A 17,370-nucleotide genomic window follows, 5' to 3' on the forward strand; every position below is an offset into this window, starting at 1 on the left:
GCTCAGCGGATCTTGACTTCGGACCAGTTGAGTCCGCCGAGGTTCACGACTATCGCTTCCTGGGTCGTGCGGGCGATGACGACGACGGCTTCGGTCTCCGGGTCGGGGTTCTCCTCGCGGTGCGGGACGAACGGCGGCACGAAGATGTAGTCGCCGGGACTGGTCTGGATCCGGTGTTCCACCGGTTCGTCGCCCTCCACGTCCAGGAACACGAAGGCAGGATGCCCGGACACGACATAGATCGCGGTCTCGGATGCCCCGTGGTGGTGGTTGCCCGACGCCGTTGACGCGGCGACATGGGTCTGGCCCATCCAGAGGTTCTCGGCACCGACCGTCTTGCCGCTGATGGCCTCGAGTCGCTTCATCCCCGAGGTCTGCGAGGTCTGGCCGATCAGGCCACTCGGGGCGACATGGTGCAGGGTCCGATGGAACGGGTCGATGTCGGCGGGCACGAGGACGCCGCTGGGCGTGCGGACAAGGCCTCCGCCGGTTGCGTCGGGCGGCTGAACAGGCATCAGGCTCCTTTGGCGAGGACGAAGTCGTGCGGTGGTACCTGGGTCAGGACCGGGGTCGTCAGAAGGCGGCGGAGCGCATCCGACACGCGCTCGGCGACTGCCGGCGCGACACCCTGACGAGTCCACAGCGCCAGCGGCAGAGGCTTCGGCCTCGGCAGATCGTCGTGGGGAACGAGGCCCTCCGGGGTCTGTCCAAGAGTCGCCAGCAGTGCCACCCCCGCACCGGCGCTGACGGCGGCCTGAACGCCGGCCAGTTGGTTGGCCTCCGCGGCGATGGCGACCGGGATCGAGTGGTGCGACAGGGTCGCGAGGGCACGATCGCGAAGTGCGCAGGGATTGTCGAAGGCGACGACAGGAAGCGGCTCGCCCTGCCTCGGTGGCATCCATCCAGGAGCGGAGTACCAGGTGAGGGCCAGGTCACCGACCGGCGTGGCACGCGGGTCATCGGCGGGGCCGATGAGCAGGGCCAGATCGATGCGTCCGGTCGCGAAGCTCTCGCGAAGTTTGGTTCCGCGGTCGATCCTGAACTTGACGCCGTAGCGGGGTGCCGACCCGTCGAGGGTGGTCGTCAGATGCGGCAGCAACTGGGCTGCCGCATGCTCGGTCGAGCCGATGACGATCGTCCCGCGGGCCTCGTAGTCGAAGCTCCGCAGCCCTTCGTCATGAAGCGCCAGGATGCCTCGCGCCAGGCTCAGCAGCTTCTCGCCGTCGGCGGTGAACCGGGAACCGCGGCCGCGACGCTCCACCAGCGGGCGGCCGATCGCGGACTCCAGTCGGCGGACGTGCTGGCTCACCGCCCCCTGGCTGAGATGCAGGGCATCGGCGGCGCGCTGGAAGCCGCCGGCGTCGGCGACAGCGACGAAGCTGCGCAACGGAGCGATGTCCAGCGTACGGTTCATGCCCGGAAGTATACCTATTATCCCTACCTGCTGTAAGGGTATTTATCGCGTGACGTGATGGGTCGTGATTAGAAAGCGTCGTTGGACAGTCCGGCGGGCAACACCGCAGGCTGACGGGTGTGAACGGCGGTGCCCTCCGCGCCCCCTGAAACCGGCATCAGCCCACTGACACATCAAGCTCAGTCCACACGTTTGAAAGGTTCGCACCTTGTCGATCCAGATCCTGGGGATGGTTTCGACCACCCACGGCTCGGAAAGCGCCGGTTGGCGGGGGCCGGTCGTCGACGCCGGCTACCTTGCCGACTTCGCCCGCGCTCACGAGGAGGCCGGTTTCGACCGCGCGCTCGTCGCTCACAGCGCCAGTTCGCCCGAGGGCTTCGCCGCGGCCGCCCACGTGCTCTACAACACCGAGCGCCTGGGCGTTCTCATCGCCCAGCGGCCCGGATTCATCCAGCCCACCCTGACCGCGCGGAAGCTGGCGACGCTGGACAACCTCACCGGCGCGGGCCGCGTCGCGATCCACCACATCACCGGCGGCAGCGACACCGATCAGCGGCGCGACGGAGATTTCGAGAGCAAGGAAGCACGCTACCGGCGCACCGCGGAGTTCATCGAGGTACTGCGGCGCACCCTCACCTCGGACGAGCCCTTCGACCACGAGGGGGAGTTCTATCGCTTCGAGGGTGCGTTCAGCTCGGTCAAGCCTCATGGGCAGGTGCCGATCTTCTTCGGCGGGCAGTCCGACGACGCCATCCGGGTGGGCGGCCGCTGGGCCGATGTCTACGCCCTGTGGGGTGAGCCCTTGGCGCAGACGCGCGAACGCATCGAACTGATCCGCACCGAGGCCGCGCAGCACGGTCGCCAGATCGACTTCTCCCTGTCCGTACGTCCGATCGTGGGCGAAACGGAGGACGCGGCCTGGGAGAAGGCCGACGGAATCCGCCGCGCCTTCGAGGACAACCTCGCCCAAAGTGGTGGTGGGGCGTGGCGGATCGGGCGCGGCGAGAACGCGGCAGTCGGTGCGAAGCGGCTGAAGGACGAGGCGGACGAGAAGCTCGTGCACGACGAGCGGCTCTGGTTCGGCGTCACTCAACTGACCGACGGCGGCGGCAACTCGACCGCTCTGGTCGGCACGCCCCAGCAGGTCGTCGACGCCCTGCTGAAGTACTACGACCTCGGCATCCGCAACTTCCTGATCCGCGGGTTCGACCCGCTGCAGGACGTGCGTGACTGGGGCAAGGAGCTTGTCCCGCTGCTGCGCATCGGTGCGGCCTCCCGCGAGGAAGCCCTCATCGCCGCAGGGCCGAGGTGATGAGCGTGGCAAAGGGCTTCAAGGCCGCCGGCATCGCCGGCGTGGCGGCGCTCGTGCTCACAGGCTGCGCCTCCCAGGCATCCATCAGCGGCGGCGTCGCCGTGTCCGCCGTCGGCCAGCGCGGCGACACCCTGACATGGGGATGGTCGCTGCCGTCGACCTGGGACCCGGTGACCTCCGCGGTGGGCAACGACGTCCACGCGCTGACTCTCCTCTATGAGGGAGTCACCGAGGTGAACGCCAAGGGCGAGGCCCAGCCCGGCCTCGCGCAGTCGTGGACGTATGCCAAGGACGGCCGCTCGGTCACCTTCCACCTTCGGCCGGGCCTGACCTTCTCCGACGGCACTAAGCTCGACGCGGCCGCCGTCAAGGCGAGCCTGGAGCGCGGCAAGACCGCGAAGGACTCGACGATCGCGCCGCAACTGGCCACCGTCGAGAGCATCACCGCCGACAGCGCCACCGACGTGACGCTGCATCTCACCCAGGTGGATTATCAGATCCCGTTGCTGCTGTCAGGCAAGACGGGGCAGATCGTCAGTACGGCGGCGTCGAAGGACGCCACGAATCTGGCCACCCAGCCGGTCGGCGCCGGACCCTTCATCCTGAAGAGTTACGTGCCCGGCTCGCAGGCGACGCTGGTGAAGAACCCCACGTTCTGGAACGCGGACAAGATTCTCGTCACGAACTTCATCCTCAAGCCGACGCCTGACCCGTCCGTCGCGGTCGCGGGCCTCCATTCGGGCCAGTTCGACATCGCCGACCTCACCGCATCACAGGTCAGCGGGGTCAAGGCCGCCGGCTTTTCCGTCGAGACGACCAATGTGCTGCCGGTCCGCGTCCTCGACGTGAACAACGCCGTGAAGCCGTTCGACAACCCCAAGGTTGTTCAGGCGATCAGCACGGCGATCGACCGGCAGGCACTGGTCAAAACGGCCAACTTCGGGTACGGCCAGCCGGTCTGGCAGCCGTTCCCCAAGGGCTACGTCGCCAACAACCCGGAGCTCGACAACCTCTACCCGCACAATGTGGCCACGGCGAAGCAACTGCTGGCCGAGGCGGGATATCCGAACGGCATCGATATCCAGCTCGCGCTGGGCAAGGCGGATGACCCTGTCGGTGAACTGATCCAGCAGCAGCTGAATGCCGCCGGCATCCGCACGACGCTCACCGTTCAGACGCCGGGCGTCAACAACTACATCACGCGCAGGTACCCGTTCGTGCTCGACCAGTTCAACGCCCGCCAGTCGCCGGTGCAAGCGCTGCAGGTGCTGTTCGGAGCGCAGGGTCTGATGAACCTCGGCAAGACCACCCCCGCGGCGCTGCCCGCGGCGGTCGCGAAGGCGAGCGGGTACGCCCTGACCGATCCCGCCTACCCGGCGGCGATCCAGGACGCCACCAAGATCGCGGTGACGAACATGCCGAACGTGTTCCTGTTCACGGTGACGCGCTTCGCGGCGCACAGCCCCAAGGTGCATGGCCTGCAGAACTGGGTGGACATCCAGCGCTTCGAGGGCGTCTGGGTAGACAAGTGACCACGTTGAACGTGCGTGACGCAGCCGGCCGGGCGGCAGGCACCACCACAGCAGTGGACTCCGCCTCGTCCGGGCCGGTGCTGACGGCCCTCGCACGGACCGTCGTCGCCCTTGGCCGGGCCCTGCTGATCGCGGTCCCTGTGCTGCTCGTCTCGACCTTCATCACCTTCATGCTCGGCGGGCTGACGAAACAGGACCCCGCTTCGGTCGTGCTCGGCGACTCCGCCACTTCTGCCGACGTGGCGAGAATGCGCGAGGCGTTCGGGCTCGACAAGCCGCTGCTGCTGCGCTACGTGCTGTGGCTGTGGAACGCCCTGCACGGTGACCTCGGCTCCTCATGGTTCACGAAGATCCCCGTGGCGCAGAGCATCGCCGAGCGGTTGCCAGTGAGCTTGTCCGTGGCCGTCGGGGCACTGCTCATCGCCGTCGTGCTCGGCGGCGTCTTCGGCATCCTCGCCGCCGTCAGACAGGGTGGCTGGCTGGACCGCACCGTCACGGTCGTCACCTCCGTGCTGGCGACCGTCCCCGGATTCGTCGCCGCGATCGCCCTCATCACGGTGTTCTCGCTGCTTGTGCCGGTGCTGCCCTCGGGCGGCTGGGTGCCCCCGTCCGACGGGCTGTTGACCTGGGCGAGCTTCCTCCTGCTGCCGAGCGTGTCGCTGAGCCTGGACGCCGCGGCGGACGTCGCCCGCCAGTTGCGGACCGGGATGGCCGACACTCTGCACGAGAACTACATCGTGGGGGCGCGGGTGCGGGGTCTGCCGGGGTGGCGCATCGTTCTCGTCCACGCGCTCCGCAACGGCGCCGGCCCCGCGGTCGCCGTGCTCGGCATGCATGTGCCACGGCTCATCGGCGGAGCCGTCATCGTCGAGACCGTGTTCGCGCTGCCGGGCATCGGCGAACTCACCAAGACCGCGGCGCTCGGGGGCGACGTGCCCGTCGTACAAGGCGCCCTGCTCGTGACGATCGGCGTCGTGCTGATCTCGTCCGCGCTCGTCAACGTCCTGCTGGTCAAGCTGCGCCCCGCCGCCCGGAGGGAGATATGAGGACCATCACCGACGCCCTGCGCACCCGCGCGGGCGCCATCGCGGCGATCGTGCTGGCGGCCGTGCTCCTGCTCGCGGTGGTCGGCCCCTTCCTCGCGCCGTACGACCCGCTGAAGAACAGCGCCGAGATCCTCCAACCGCCGAGCGCGGCACACTGGTTCGGCACCGACTATCTCGGCCGCGACGTACTGAGCCGGGTCCTGGCCGGCGCACCGCGGTCGGTGTTCACCGCCTTCGAGGCCGTCGGCATCGGTCTCGTCATCGGCGTCGTGCCCGGCATCACCTCCGTGTACCTCGGGCGCGTCTACGAATGGATCACCCTGCGGGTCATGGACGGGCTCATCGCGCTGCCCTTCCTGATCTTCGCCATCGCGGTGGCCGCGCTGCTCGGTAACGCCGTCCACCAGGCGATGATCGCCGTCGGCATCCTGCTCGCGCCGTCGTTCTACCGCATCACCCGGGCCGCCGCCCTCAGCCACGCGAACGCGCAGTACGTGACCGCCGCGCAGCTGTTCGGGGCCTCGACGTGGCGGGTGCTGCGGACACACGTGTGGTCGAAGATCCTGCCGACGCTCGTCGTGACCACCGCGAACGCCACCGCCGGCGGCCTCCTGATCGTCTCGTCGCTGACCTTCCTCGGCATCGGCGTCGTGCCGCCCGAGCCCACCTGGGGCGGCATCGTCGCGAGTGACCTCGGCTACCTGACGCAGAGGCCGTACGGCCCGGTGTTCCCCTCCCTGTTCATCATGGCGACCGTCGGCGCCCTCAACCTGCTCGCCGACGCGATCAGGGACACCAGCGGCGATCGCGGGCGTGCACGAACGCTGATGAGAAGAGGAGCGCGCCGTGTCCGTCTCACCTGACTCCACGACGGCGGTTCGCACGGTCGCGGATGCCGCGGGCGAGCCCGGCCGGGAGACGCTGCTGTCCGTACGCGGGCTGCACGTGAGCGTCGCCGATGGCTCCGAGGTCGTGCACGGCGTGGATCTCGACATCCCCCGCGGCTCAGCCGTCGGGCTGGTCGGCGAGTCCGGCAGCGGCAAGACACTGACCTGCCGCGCCGTCCTGGGACTGCTGCCCGCCGGCGTACAGGTCACCGGGGGTGAGATCAACCTGAGGGGCATGGAGCTGACCGCGTTGCCGGCCGCAGAGAGGGCGCGCCTGCGCGGCACCGATCTCGCGGCCGTGTTCCAGGACCCCGCCTCGTTCCTGAACCCGTCGATCACCGTCGGGGCGCAGCTCGCCGAGGTGCTTCGCGTCAAGGTCGGGCTGACCCGCCGGGCAGCACGATCCCGGGCCGTCGAGCTGCTGCACGCCATGGGGCTGCGCCGCCCCGATCACGTCTACTCGCAGTATCCCTTCGAGCTGTCGGGCGGGATGCTGCAGCGGGTGCTGATCGCGATGTCGATCACCGCTGACCCCGAACTGCTGATCGCCGACGAAGCGACGACGGCTCTCGACGTGACCGTGCAGGCCGAGGTGCTGGAACTCCTGTCCGAACTGCGCCGCGACAGGGGGCTCACCCTCATCGTCGTCTCCCACGACCTGGCCGTGATCTCGCAGATGTGCGACACAGTCCACGTGTTCCGCGACGGCGGCATCGTCGAGGCGGGACCCACTCGGCAGGTGCTGCGCGCGCCGCGTCATCCGTACACGCGTGAACTGATCGAGAACCACGAGCGCTTCGGGATCGACCGGGTGCGCGAACAGAGGAGCCGACGATGACCGCGCTGCTCGACGTCTCCGAGCTGCACGTCGCACTCGGCCGCGGCCGCAGGCGCACGGAGATCCTGCACGGCGTCGACCTCACGGTGGCACCCGGTGAGATCGTCGGGCTGATCGGCGAGACCGGCTCGGGGAAGACCACGCTCGCCCGGGCCGTGCTCGGCCTGGTGCAGGCGCAGAGCGGCGCTGTCGCGATCGACGGGCGCGAGGTCGGCGGGCTGCGCGGTGGCGCGCTGCGGGCGTTCCGCCGCAGCGGCGCCGTGCAGTACATCTTCCAGGACCCGCTGCGCAGCCTCGACCCCGAACGCACCGTGTTCGACACGCTGGTCGAGGGTCTCGTCGTGCGCGGCGGGTACGGTCGCGCCGAGTTGCAGGAGGCCGCGCAGAAGGTCGCGCAGCTCGTCTCTCTGCCGTTCGACCTGTTGCCCAAGCACCCCGGCGAGCTCTCAGGCGGCCAGCGGCAGCGGGTCGCGATCGCGCGCGCGATCGCGGTCGACCCGCGGCTGCTGATCTGCGACGAGCCGGTCAGCGCCCTCGACGCCTCGACGCGCATCACGATCATCGAACTCCTGCTGCGCCTGCGCGAGACTCGCGACATCGGCGTACTGCTGATCACCCACGACCTCGGCTCGCTCGGCGGCGTGGCGGACCGCGTCGTCGTGCTCTACCACGGGCAGGTGGTGGAGACGGGTACCACGGAGGAGATCTTCCTGGCCCCACGGCACCCGTACACCCGCCTGCTCCTGACGTCCGTGCCGTCGATCCGGGACGAGGAGCCGCCGGACCCCGAGTCGCGGCGGGCCCTGCGCGATGAAGTGCGCGGCCTCACCTCCACCTCCGCCCAGGCAGCAGCGGCCTGGGCTCCTGCGGCGCATTCCGCTGACATCCCTCAGATCTCTGGAGCATGACATGACGCAGAGCACCGACTTCCACGCCCCCGAGGGGCTGCGGACCAGAGGCACGGTCATCGTCGTGCCGGGCCGCGGCGAGACACGCGCGACCTACGCGCGCCTCGGCTCGCGGCTCGCCTGTGACGCGTACCGGGTGCGGGTCGTGGACCTGCCGGCCGCCGACCCGGCCGCCGTCGCGCCCTTCCTGGACGCCCTCGCCCGGCGGCTGTCGGAGGCCGTCGAGGGCATCGCGGCCGAGGCGCCGGACGGGCTGCCGCGCCCGTTGGTGCTGGTGGGCTCCGACCTGGGCGCCGCCGGGCTGGCCGCCCTGCTCGCAGACCCCTTCTCCGCCACGGCCTGGTGGCCGCAGGCGGCCGTGCTCGCCGGCCTGCCCGGCCAGGGCTCGCGGGCCGGCGGCAAGTGGGAGGACGAGCTGGACATCCGGACCCACTGTCCTACGCACCGCGGCGTCCTGACCGGTGACGCGGCCGTGGAGCGCGGCGCACTGGCCGGCGCCGTGCCCCAGGACCTGCTGGACGCGGCGTACGAGAGCGCCGCCGAGATCCCGCAACTGCTGCTGGTCGGGGACGCCGATCCGCTGGCGGACCGTGACGCGATCGCGCGGGCGTCCAAGACGCTGCCGAGGGCACGGCTCAGCGTCGTGCGCGGCGCCCACCACGATGTGCTCAACGACCTGCAGCACCGCTCGGTCGCCGCCGAGATCGTCACGTTCCTGGAAGCACTGCGCAACGAGCTGATTCCGGCCGTCACCGTGGAGACAAGCGCCTGGTGACCCCTGCGGCCACGTTGCAGGGGGGTACGTGGGCGCGGCACGCCGGGATCACCGGGTTCGCATTACCAGCTCGCCGATCGCGGGAAGCACGGCGTCGGCGACCGTCATGCGGCGGTGACGTGGGCGCGGATGGCTGCGGCGCCGGATTCGGCGAGCCAGTCGGCGAGGGTGCGCAGGCCAGGGTGGATGACGCGCAATGCCTCGATGTCGGCGTGCCAGCGCTGACCGGCCTCCCAGCGCTTCCTGGTCTCGGCGATCTCCGGGCCGAGCCGGGCGGTCTCGTCGTCGGTGAGCTGCTCGTACCGGATCGGGAGGCCGGTGGCCGCACCGATCGCGGCGGCGGCCTCGACCGGGGTCGGTTCGTCGCCGGCCAGTTCCAAGGTGCGTCCGGCGAACCGGGCGGGGTCCGCGAACGCGAGCGCGGCGAACTCGGCGATGTCCTCCAGCGCGATGACCTGCATGGGCTCGTGCGGCGGGAAGAGGTGCCGGTGCACGCCATCAGGGGAGATGCCGTCGATGCGGACGACGCCGACGCCGAGATAGTTCGTCATGAACCGGACCGGGCGCAGCACGGTGGGCAGCGCGACGTGGTCGCGCAGGTACTCCTCGATCAGCACTTTGCTTTCCGACCACCGCGATGCGGTCGAAAGGGAGGCGACGGTGCTGAACACGACCTGCTCGATCCCCGCCCTGGCCGCGGCGTCGATCAGCGCCCTGCCGCGGGCCACCTCGAGCTCCGTCTGCGGTCCGGCCGGCCCGTAGGCCACCGGCGGCACGCCGAACACGGCGGCGGCGCCGTCGAGCGCGGGTGGCAGGCTTGCCGGATCGTCGAAGTCGCCGCGCACGAGCTGGGCACCCGCGGCGGCCAGCTTGGCGGCGGCCGGCGCGGCCGGGTCGCGCACCAGCGCGCGGACCTTGCGGCCTTCGGCGAGCAGTCGGCGGGCGGTGGCGCCGCCCTGTTTGCCGGTGGCGCCGGTGATGAGGATCGGAGCGTCGGCGCCGGTTGGTGTGGCGGTGGTCATGGTGCCCTCCGGAGATGTGGGAGATACTGGCTCGGTCCGGAATGCTCCACCCGTTTCGCCGTCGCAGACAAGGATTTCGTGACATGACAGCAGCGCCGCTCGCAGCGCCCGCCGGGCGCGTTGATGCCCGCCGCAACCGGGAGCTCGTGCTCCGTACAGCGGTGCGGGTGTTCGCCGAGGAAGGGCCCGAGGCGTCGCTCGGCCGTATCGCGCGGCGCGCCGGGGTCGGCGCCGGCACGGTCTACCGGCACTTCCCGAGCAAGGACATCCTGCTCGAGGCGGTGCTCGCCGAGCACCTCGACGCTCTGGTGGCCGCCGCCGATCGCTGGCGCGCCCGCGCCGCTCCCGGTGACGCGCTGTTCGGCTTCCTGCTCGAAGTGATCGAGAAGTCGGCGGGCCGCCAGCACGTGTGCGATGCGCTCACCGGTGACCGGAGCTGGCCGCGCGCCGTGCTGGCCGCCGCGGGACGGCGGTTCCACGAAGCCCTGGAGCGCCTGCTGAACGACGCGAGACAGGCAGGCGTGGTACGCGCCGACGTACGGGTGGACGATCTGTCGGCGCTCACTGTCGGCGGTGCCGCCCTGCGTGCTGCGCATCGGGACCAGGTCCGCGGCGCGCGGCTGGTGCGGTTGCTGGTGGACGGGTTGCGTGCCCGTACCGTCACGAAACCCGAGTCGTTTCGTTACTCGTCCTCGCCGTCACGTCACGAAACCTCCGCTCCGCGGCACTGCGGGGAATGCGGGGCGCCGCTGCCGGAGCGGGCTACCGGGCGGCCACCCCGCTACTGCAGTCCGACGTGCCGCCAGCGGGCTCACCGGCGCCGCCTCGCCGATTAGCGACACCGGGATCCGGCGTTGTCGCTGCCCGGGGAGAGCGAGCACGACCGGTTACGCGCTACGGTCGAGCTCGCCGGGTGGGCCGAGCGCGTCGGCTACGACGGTTTCGGCGTGGGGGAGCGGCACGCACCACGGCCACGACCCCGCGGCGATCCCCCTTGGGCTGGGCGCCCACTCGCCAGTGATCGCCACCCGCTCCCAGGACGCCTACGAGCTGGCCCGCCCGGCGTTCGAACGCTTTCGCCGGCAACCGGTCGCCGCGAGCAACGGCTTCCCCTACGACAGCCTGGAGGACTTCGTCGCCCGCGGCTCGGCGCTGATCGGCAGCCCGGCGCAGATCACCGACAAGCTGCTCGCCCTGCACGCCGACTTCGGCAACGACCTGTTCGGCGTCGGCTTCGAGGGCTTCTTCTTCACCGACGCCGCCACCACGCGGGGCCACCTGGAGCGCTTCTTCGCCGAGGTGGTGCCGGTCATTCGCGCCGAGCTGCGCTGACCTCCGGGTTCCGAGCACCACAATCCCGGTTGACCAGACCTGAATTGTTGGTAATGGTGGGAGCACCGGTAAGGGGAGGTCCGATGAGCATCACCGACGAGCTGGTCGCCAACGCCGAACGCTACGCCGAGTCCTTCCAGCACGGGGCGCTCGCCCTGCCGCCCGCCAAACGGGTGGCCGTGGTGGCCTGCATGGATGCGAGGCTCAACGTCTATGGTCTGCTCGGCCTGCGGGAGGGCGACGCTCACGTTATCCGCAACGCGGGCGGCGTCATCACGGCGGGCGAGCGACGCAGCCTGGCCATCAGTCAGCGACTGCTGGGCACGCGCGAGATCGTCCTGATCCATCACACCGACTGCGGCATGCTCACCTTCACCGACGACGGCTTCAAACAGGACGTCTACGACGACGTCGGCATCAAGCCCGACTGGGCCGCCGAGGCCTTCACCGACCTGGAGGAGGACGTGCTCCAATCCATCCGGCGCATCAGGGAGGACTCGTTCATCCCGCACAAGGACGCGATCAGGGGGTTCGTCTACGACGTCACGACCGGGCGGCTCAGCGAGGTCAAGCCGTAGCCGTATCGGCCATGAGTCGCCGGTGCCACGTCCGGCCTCGATCACCTCGACGCTCAGCGCGGCGGGTCGGCGCTCCGGCGCAGGCGCGGCATGCTCGCGACGAGCCGGCGCGTGTGGGGATGGCGGGGCGAGCCGAGCACGTCGGCGCTCTCTCCCCGCTCCACGATCTGCCCACGGTCGAGCACGGCGATCTCGTCGCACAGGGCGGCGACCACGGCCAGGTCGTTCGAGACCATCACCACCGTCAGGTCCCTGGCGGCCTTCAGTTCGCGCAGCAACTCCACCAGGCGCACGCGGGTGGTGACGTCCAGCGCGCTGACCTGTGGGGCTCAAGAACTCGAATCGCTTTCAGGGCAGAGGCCCTCGTTCGGTGGACGGAAGTGGTGTGGCGCTGAGTGGCTGGTTCGGGCCGCCTGGGATCATGTCTCGTGATCTTGTCCACGGTGTACGCCGTCACCCGCCATCTGCTGTCTTTGCCCGCACTGCTGCTACGGAGGAGTGCCTCCAAGGATGCGGAACTGCTGGTCCTACGCCATCAGAACGCGGTCCTACGCCGACAGATCCCGCTGGTGCGCTACGAAACGGCCGACCGTCTGTGGTTGGCGGCGCTTTCGCAGCTGATCCCTCGCCATCGCTGGGCGAAGATCTTCTCGATAACCCCGGCCACGTTGCTGACCTGGCACCGCAACCTCGTGGCGAAGAATTGGGACTACAGCAATCGTCGCCGTCCTGGGCGGCCACCCACCTCGGCCGCGGTCAAGATCCTCATCCTGCGCACGGCCGCGGAGAACCCGAGGCGGGGCCACTGGCGCATCCACGGTGAACTCACCCGTCTCGGCCACAAGATCGCCGCTTCGATCGTCTGGAACATTTTGAACCGGGCCGGGATCGACCCCGCTCCGCGCCGCAGCGGGCCGACGTGGAAGCAGTTCCTGACGGCCCAGGCCGAGCACATCGTCGCTGTGGATTTCTTGCATGTGGACACCGTCGATCTCACACGCTTATATGCCCTGATCATGCTCGAACACGGCAGCCGCCGGGCCCACCTACTCGGCATCACCGCCAACCCACCGGATCGTGGACCGCCCGGGCCGCCCGTAACCTCCTGATGAACACCGGCACCGAGATGACGAGGCCGAAGTTCCTGATCCGCGATGCTCCCCTGCGGACCGCGGTAAGCAGAGCCTGAAACGCTCGGACACGACCGACGGCTCCGGTATTCCACTCGGCCGCGTCCTGGCCGGGGCCGACTGCCACGACTCGCCGCTGCCGACCCCAACCCTCGATCTCTTGGCGGACCTTGGACCGCTGCCCGACGAAGTCACAGTGAGTATTCTGATCCGCCGGGCCTGGACCACCCGCCGCTGGGATGATGGGGATCTTTGAGACGGCTCTGTCTGGAGTTCCGTGAATCACCAGGTCAGAGGGTGCATGCGGGAACGCTTCTCTTGGGCAGCTCTCGATCATGGGGGTTGGTTCGCTCGAAGATGTGCTGTTTCCCGGGATCGATGTCCGGTTGGAGCGGGTGAGCGTCTCCGCCGAGGTGCTCTGCGTGGAGGCGGCGGTCTGTGGTCCGCCGTCTCGGTGTCCAAGCTGTCGGGGACGGGCGAGGAGGGTGCACTCGGCGTACGAGCGTGGACTGGCCGAACGCCCGCCCGGCGGCCGGGCCGGTGAACGGCTGTGCCGCAAGCTGCACATGGCGGCCCGGCCGCAGCCGTCCCCTGGAGTTGCTGGAAGCACCGACGGTGCCCGCCCGGACCCAGCTGTGCTCGGGGTCAATGGGTTCGCCTTCCGGCGCGGGCGCCGATACGGCGCCCTGCCCCGGCTTCGCCGTCATCGGGGCGATCACTTGACAGCCGGGGGAGACGCTTCTGCTCACGTCATTGGTTCAGGCGACGTGTCAGGGAGTCCAGCATCGATCCGGCCTTCTGAACAGTGAGTGAGACGTGACCGTGGTCGGGTTCCAGGTGGGCTCGAACGTCGGTCAGGTTGTGAGAGAGCCACTCGCCGTGCGCGACCGGGACCATTCGATCCAGCTCTCCGTGCCACAGTTCGACGGGGGCAACGACATCGGCGAGGTCGAAGCCCCAGGCACTGCCCAGCGCCTTCAGGTCGGCGAGCCACCCTTGGTCCCCCGCCTCCAGGGCGTGGTCCATGTTCGCGGCGTTGTCCGCGCCGAAGCCGCTCATCATCACGGAGACGTCGACCTCCGCAAAGAGGGAGGACAGTTGCGCGGTTACGTGCTCGGGCCGGTTCCCACGGACCGCAGCCGCCATCTGGCTCACGGCCGCGCGTGCAGCCTGATCACCCTCCTGCAGGCTTCTGAACTGGATGTCGTTCTGCTTGCCCATGCCGGCAACGAAGTCGAGACCCGGCGCCGTGGGGGGAGCGAACGACGCACTGATCAAGACACCGGAGACGCGGTGACTGTCCACCGCGGCGCTGGCCAGCGCATGGGGGCCCCCGCCGGACCAACCGAAACTGGAGTAGCGATCGATACCCAAGTGATCGATCAGGTGAGCGCAGTCCGTCCCCGTATCGGCCACGGTTCGGCTCGGGACCGGGGTGGACCGGCCGTAGCCCGACCGGGAGTAGGTGATCACCCGGAACCCTCGCTCGAGCACGGGAGCGAGCACTGTGTCCATGGGCACCGCAGAACCGGGCATCCCATGATGAAACAGGATGACCGGAGCCGGCTCCGGGCCCAACGATTCGTATTCGAATTCTCGACCGTCCGGTAGTCGCGCCAGCAGCATGCCTTGGTCCTTCCGATTGATAGAGACTTCGTCCACTTTCGATCAGTCAAGTGGAAAGCTGTTTGTGTGGTCGGTTCTTCCGGCCACATTCCTTCACCGTCGACATGGCCCACAGTTCGCAACATGCTCACCACACCGAGGGTGTTCTTGAAACTGGGTCAGGCCCCGGATTTATGGTCCGACTGCGGGGGCTCTCCGACGGCACGATGCTGCCGCCCAGCACGTCGGTGTGGAAACCGAGTGAGTTCGTCCCATCGCGAGCGGTAAGAAAGTGCGGCTCAGCACCAGGCCCTCGGTGTGGTCGGCAGGCCGGCCCGGTCAGGCATCGGTGTTTCCTCGAGGCGTAGAGGTTCCGTGCCACCGGAAGGGGTCGTCTTCCAGCGCGGAGCGGTCCCACTGTCCGTGGTCCGCGGCGGCTTCGTAGGTGGTGTGGAGGAACTCGGCGACCGCGCGGTCGGGGTCGGGCGCGGCGCGGGCGGCCTCGTAGGGCAGCAGGAACTGCTGGAACTCAGTGCTGAAGTACGCCCCTTCGGGGCCGATCGGTTGATCGGCGAACCCGTCAGGTTCGGGGTAGGCGTAGGAGTAGAAGGCGCCTTCTTCTCCACCGCCGGGCCAGAATCCGCAGCTGGACAGTTCCCGGGAGTAGCCCTCGACCATGACCCAGTCCCCGCAGTTGGGCACTCCGCCGGGGTGCGGCGGAGCTGCCCGCCCGGAGAAGCGGGTGCAGGCGAGATCCATACCTCCCCAGAAGAAGTGCACCGGACTGACCTTGCCGACGAAGTGTGACCGGAACTCGCCGATCACCCGGTTCGCCTGCAGCAGCTGCCGCCAGAAGAGGGCGGCCGCCTCGCCGTCGTAGGAGGCGTGGGTGTGGTCCTCGGCGAAGGGGATCGCCGGCTCAACCTCGTTGGGGTGCGGCCGGATCGGGGCCTCGATCCCGAGCTGGTCGAGCATGTCCAGGATCCGGGTGTAGAACTCGGCGACCGGCATCGGCCGGAGCGGGAGGCTCCGCACGCCGCCGTCGCTGCTGCGGACCTCGAGCTGGTGGCCGACGAAGTCGAACTCGATCTCGAAGGCCCCCGTGCGGTACGGGATGGTCGACGTCGTCAACCCGCGCGGGCTGACGTACAGGGTCACCTGCCACCAGTGGTTGAGCAGCGGAGCGTGGGCCATGCGGATCTTGCCCACAATCTGGGTCCACATGTGCAGGGTCTCGCGGGTGGGGGTCCAGTCCGAGACTCGTAGGCTCGGCCAGCTCGTTGTCGTGGGGCTGGTCATCGGTTCTCACATCCTTGGCGGCGTTGGGAGGGGGGTGGTGGTCGTGGTGGTCATGTTCTGCGGGCGGGCTCCTCGGGCCCGGTCGCTGGCGTTGGTGAGCTGCGCGCCCTCGTGCGACAGCGCTGGGCGGCGGCGCGGAGGGCCTCGGCGCTGCGGAGCAGCGCCGCGTGTTCGTCCTCGGTCATGCGGGGGTGGTGCATCCGCTCGACACCGTGTCGGCCCAGCACGCTGACCAGGGACAGCGCCACACCGTGGTCGGGGTGGTGCGCGGCGAGGAAACGCAGGCTGTCGATGAGGGAGCCGGTCGAGAACACGCGGTCGTGTCTTTCGACTCGCGGGTGAGGTCGGCAAGCGGATCGGGAGGATTGGTGACCACCATGACCACGGCGTCGGGAGCGTGCTCGACGATGCGGGGGACAACGTCGCGGTAGACCGCGGCGTTGGTGCCGAGCAACCGCAGCCTGCCCCCGGGGTCGGACCGGTCGGTTGCTCCGCCGGTGTGCTCGTTGGCGTCGGCGGTGACGACGACGAGGTCGGTGCCGGTCAGTTGCGCGTGATCGCCGGAGACGACATCGACAGTCGGAGGCAGCGGGGCGCCGTAGGCCATGTCCAGTGCTACGCCGCGGGCGCGGTCGGTGTTCTTGTCCACCAGCACGATCTACCGGCAGGATCCGCGCTGGATCATGGCCAGGGTCGCGGCCGCGCCGACGGCACCGGCACCGACGACTCCGACCCTTCCTCCTGATCGGGTGGCGCCGATTGGCTGATCGGCCCTCTGGTCCCCTTCCTGCGTGATCTCTCTGATGTCGGTTCTCCGTTCCGGCCCGGCCGGAACCGACGCGCGCTGGGGCTCCGTAGTCTCGGTGCCTGTCGGAGGTGATCAGCGGTACTCGGGATTGGGGTTGTCGGGGTGAAAGCCGGCGTCCCAGGCCGTGCGCTGGTTTCCGTAGACCGGGATCCCGCCGGCGCGTCGGATCATCGACGCGAGATGGAGCAGGTTGTAGGTCATGAACGTGATGTTGCGGTTGGTGAAGTCGTTGTCCGGGCCGCCGGAGCCCTCGTCGAGGTAGGAGGGGCCGGGGCCGACCTCACCGAGCCAGCCCGCGTCGGACTGGGGCGGGACGGTGAACCCGATGTGCTGCAGGCTGAAGAGGATGCTCATCGCGCAGTGCTTGAGACCGTCCTCGTTGCCGGTGAGCAGGCAGCCACCGACGCGCCCGTAGTAGGCGTACTGGCCGTGCTCGTTGAGCACGCCGGAGTAGCCGTAGAGCCGCTCGATCACCCGGCGGGTTACTGAGCTGTTGTCGCCGAGCCAGATCGGTCCGGCGATGACCAGGATGTCGGCAGCCAGGACCCGATCCAGCAGCGTGGGCCATTCGTCGGTGTCCCACCCGTGCTCGGTCATGTCCGGGCGGACACCGGTGGCGATGTCGTGATCGACGGCGCGGATCTGGTCCACGCTGACCCCGTTCGCCTCCATGATCGCCACGCTGCGGTCGATCACCCCCTGAGTGTGGCTGCGGTCGGGGGAACGGTTGAGGGTGCAGTTAATGTACATCGCGCGCAGCCCGGTGAAGTCGGGCTTCTCGATCATCGATGCGGTCATGGGGTCCTTTCCGGTCCGAGGACGGACATCGACGGGTGGTTCCGGTTACTGGCCTGCGGCCAGCCACGTTCGTTCGACGGTGGGGT

19 protein-coding genes and 1 pseudogene are annotated in these 17,370 nt (G+C 69.2%); 12 read left to right on the forward strand and 8 right to left on the reverse strand.

Features of this window, described 5'->3' with window-relative positions:
- Positions 1-2 precede the first annotated feature (2 nt).
- The gene (locus ABZS69_RS51570) at positions 3-515 is read right to left on the reverse strand and encodes a cupin domain-containing protein (RefSeq protein ID WP_355387724.1); all 513 of its coding nucleotides are present in this window, start codon (positions 513-515) and stop codon (positions 3-5) included.
- Positions 515-1,414 carry a LysR family transcriptional regulator gene (locus ABZS69_RS51575; protein WP_355387727.1) on the reverse strand — a complete coding sequence of 300 codons (900 nt, stop codon included), beginning with the start codon at positions 1,412-1,414 and terminating at the stop codon, positions 515-517. The genes ABZS69_RS51570 and ABZS69_RS51575 overlap by 1 nt, the downstream gene beginning before the upstream one ends.
- Before the next feature lie 208 nt (positions 1,415-1,622).
- Between ABZS69_RS51575 and ABZS69_RS51580 the strand changes: the two genes are divergently transcribed.
- Genes ABZS69_RS51580 through ABZS69_RS51610 form a run of 7 tightly spaced genes read left to right on the forward strand, consistent with a single transcriptional unit; the run spans position 1,623 to position 8,712 of the window.
- Positions 1,623-2,726 carry an LLM class flavin-dependent oxidoreductase gene (locus ABZS69_RS51580; RefSeq protein WP_355387729.1) on the forward strand — a complete coding sequence of 368 codons (1,104 nt, stop codon included), beginning with the start codon at positions 1,623-1,625 and terminating at the stop codon, positions 2,724-2,726.
- Positions 2,727-2,731: 5 nt separating this feature from the next.
- Positions 2,732-4,258, forward strand: coding sequence for an ABC transporter substrate-binding protein (locus ABZS69_RS51585; protein ID WP_355387732.1), 1,527 nt, complete (start codon positions 2,732-2,734; stop codon positions 4,256-4,258).
- Between the two features lie 11 nt (positions 4,259-4,269).
- Positions 4,270-5,304: an ABC transporter permease gene (locus ABZS69_RS51590; RefSeq protein ID WP_355387735.1), complete on the forward strand. Its 1,035-nt coding sequence runs from the start codon at positions 4,270-4,272 to the stop codon at positions 5,302-5,304.
- Positions 5,301-6,167, forward strand: coding sequence for an ABC transporter permease (locus tag ABZS69_RS51595; RefSeq protein ID WP_355387738.1), 867 nt, complete (start codon positions 5,301-5,303; stop codon positions 6,165-6,167). Before ABZS69_RS51590 ends, ABZS69_RS51595 begins: the two co-directional genes overlap by 4 nt.
- A complete protein-coding gene (locus tag ABZS69_RS51600; RefSeq protein ID WP_355387741.1) occupies positions 6,151-7,029 on the forward strand; it encodes an ABC transporter ATP-binding protein in 879 nt (292 codons plus the stop codon). Before ABZS69_RS51595 ends, ABZS69_RS51600 begins: the two co-directional genes overlap by 17 nt.
- A complete protein-coding gene (locus tag ABZS69_RS51605; RefSeq protein WP_355387744.1) occupies positions 7,026-7,937 on the forward strand; it encodes an ATP-binding cassette domain-containing protein in 912 nt (303 codons plus the stop codon). Before ABZS69_RS51600 ends, ABZS69_RS51605 begins: the two co-directional genes overlap by 4 nt.
- Position 7,938: 1 nt before the next feature.
- Complete coding sequence (locus ABZS69_RS51610) at positions 7,939-8,712, forward strand: alpha/beta hydrolase (protein ID WP_355387747.1); 774 nt, start codon at positions 7,939-7,941, stop codon at positions 8,710-8,712.
- 104 nt (positions 8,713-8,816) lie between these two features.
- Here ABZS69_RS51610 and ABZS69_RS51615 read toward each other — a convergent pair whose 3' ends face one another.
- Positions 8,817-9,734 (reverse strand): NmrA family NAD(P)-binding protein, encoded by a 918-nt coding sequence (locus ABZS69_RS51615; protein ID WP_355387750.1) that lies wholly within the window; start codon positions 9,732-9,734, stop codon positions 8,817-8,819.
- A gap of 83 nt (positions 9,735-9,817) precedes the next feature.
- Here ABZS69_RS51615 and ABZS69_RS51620 point away from each other — a divergent pair, with 83 nt between their 5' ends.
- From ABZS69_RS51620 to ABZS69_RS51630, 3 genes are all read left to right on the forward strand, one after another.
- The gene (locus ABZS69_RS51620; RefSeq protein WP_355387753.1) at positions 9,818-10,570 is read left to right on the forward strand and encodes a helix-turn-helix domain-containing protein; all 753 of its coding nucleotides are present in this window, start codon (positions 9,818-9,820) and stop codon (positions 10,568-10,570) included.
- A gap of 181 nt (positions 10,571-10,751) precedes the next feature.
- Positions 10,752-11,066, forward strand: coding sequence for a hypothetical protein (locus ABZS69_RS51625; RefSeq protein ID WP_355387756.1), 315 nt, complete (start codon positions 10,752-10,754; stop codon positions 11,064-11,066).
- An 83-nt stretch (positions 11,067-11,149) separates the two neighbouring features.
- Positions 11,150-11,644 (forward strand): carbonic anhydrase, encoded by a 495-nt coding sequence (locus tag ABZS69_RS51630; protein ID WP_355387758.1) that lies wholly within the window; start codon positions 11,150-11,152, stop codon positions 11,642-11,644.
- Positions 11,645-11,697: 53 nt separating this feature from the next.
- Here ABZS69_RS51630 and ABZS69_RS51635 read toward each other — a convergent pair whose 3' ends face one another.
- Positions 11,698-11,937 (reverse strand): hypothetical protein, encoded by a 240-nt coding sequence (locus ABZS69_RS51635; RefSeq protein WP_355387761.1) that lies wholly within the window; start codon positions 11,935-11,937, stop codon positions 11,698-11,700.
- Positions 11,938-12,087: 150 nt separating this feature from the next.
- On the opposite strand from ABZS69_RS51635, the gene ABZS69_RS51640 reads away from it, so the two are divergent.
- Together ABZS69_RS51640 and ABZS69_RS51645 are read left to right on the forward strand one after the other, a co-directional pair.
- Positions 12,088-12,753 (forward strand): hypothetical protein, encoded by a 666-nt coding sequence (locus tag ABZS69_RS51640; RefSeq protein WP_355387764.1) that lies wholly within the window; start codon positions 12,088-12,090, stop codon positions 12,751-12,753.
- A gap of 49 nt (positions 12,754-12,802) precedes the next feature.
- A pseudogene (locus tag ABZS69_RS51645) lies at positions 12,803-12,979 on the forward strand (IS5/IS1182 family transposase); the annotation flags it as partial.
- Between the two features lie 545 nt (positions 12,980-13,524).
- Here ABZS69_RS51645 and ABZS69_RS51650 read toward each other — a convergent pair.
- The 4 genes from ABZS69_RS51650 to ABZS69_RS51665 all read right to left on the reverse strand — a co-directional run bounded on the left by ABZS69_RS51650 (position 13,525) and on the right by ABZS69_RS51665 (position 17,284).
- Positions 13,525-14,400 carry an alpha/beta hydrolase gene (locus ABZS69_RS51650; protein WP_355387767.1) on the reverse strand — a complete coding sequence of 292 codons (876 nt, stop codon included), beginning with the start codon at positions 14,398-14,400 and terminating at the stop codon, positions 13,525-13,527.
- Between the two features lie 318 nt (positions 14,401-14,718).
- A complete protein-coding gene (locus ABZS69_RS51655; protein ID WP_355387770.1) occupies positions 14,719-15,678 on the reverse strand; it encodes a DUF5996 family protein in 960 nt (319 codons plus the stop codon).
- Between the two features lie 181 nt (positions 15,679-15,859).
- Positions 15,860-16,327, reverse strand: a complete 468-nt coding sequence (locus tag ABZS69_RS51660) for a hypothetical protein (protein WP_355387773.1) — start codon at positions 16,325-16,327, stop codon at positions 15,860-15,862.
- Positions 16,328-16,558: 231 nt separating this feature from the next.
- A complete protein-coding gene (locus ABZS69_RS51665; protein ID WP_355387776.1) occupies positions 16,559-17,284 on the reverse strand; it encodes a flavodoxin family protein in 726 nt (241 codons plus the stop codon).
- Positions 17,285-17,370 lie beyond the last annotated feature (86 nt).

Origin of the sequence: Nonomuraea sp. NPDC005650 (genome assembly GCF_040605375.1) — a bacterium.
Lineage (GTDB): Bacteria > Actinomycetota > Actinomycetes > Streptosporangiales > Streptosporangiaceae > Nonomuraea.

Bases quoted from the DNA above. Each gene is read 5' to 3' on its own strand.
- ABZS69_RS51665 (WP_355387776.1), bottom strand. From the start codon at position 17,284: ATGACCGCATCGATGATCGAGAAGCCCGACTTCACCGGGCTGCGCGCG.
- ABZS69_RS51620 (WP_355387753.1), top strand. From the start codon at position 9,818: ATGACAGCAGCGCCGCTCGCAGCGCCCGCCGGGCGCGTTGATGCCCGC.
- ABZS69_RS51655 (WP_355387770.1), bottom strand. From the start codon at position 15,678: ATGACCAGCCCCACGACAACGAGCTGGCCGAGCCTACGAGTCTCGGAC.
- ABZS69_RS51615 (WP_355387750.1), bottom strand. From the start codon at position 9,734: ATGACCACCGCCACACCAACCGGCGCCGACGCTCCGATCCTCATCACC.
- ABZS69_RS51605 (WP_355387744.1), top strand. From the start codon at position 7,026: ATGACCGCGCTGCTCGACGTCTCCGAGCTGCACGTCGCACTCGGCCGC.
- ABZS69_RS51570 (WP_355387724.1), bottom strand. From the start codon at position 515: ATGCCTGTTCAGCCGCCCGACGCAACCGGCGGAGGCCTTGTCCGCACG.
- ABZS69_RS51630 (WP_355387758.1), top strand. From the start codon at position 11,150: ATGAGCATCACCGACGAGCTGGTCGCCAACGCCGAACGCTACGCCGAG.
- ABZS69_RS51575 (WP_355387727.1), bottom strand. From the start codon at position 1,414: ATGAACCGTACGCTGGACATCGCTCCGTTGCGCAGCTTCGTCGCTGTC.
- ABZS69_RS51610 (WP_355387747.1), top strand. From the start codon at position 7,939: ATGACGCAGAGCACCGACTTCCACGCCCCCGAGGGGCTGCGGACCAGA.
- ABZS69_RS51650 (WP_355387767.1), bottom strand. From the start codon at position 14,400: ATGCTGCTGGCGCGACTACCGGACGGTCGAGAATTCGAATACGAATCG.
- ABZS69_RS51595 (WP_355387738.1), top strand. From the start codon at position 5,301: ATGAGGACCATCACCGACGCCCTGCGCACCCGCGCGGGCGCCATCGCG.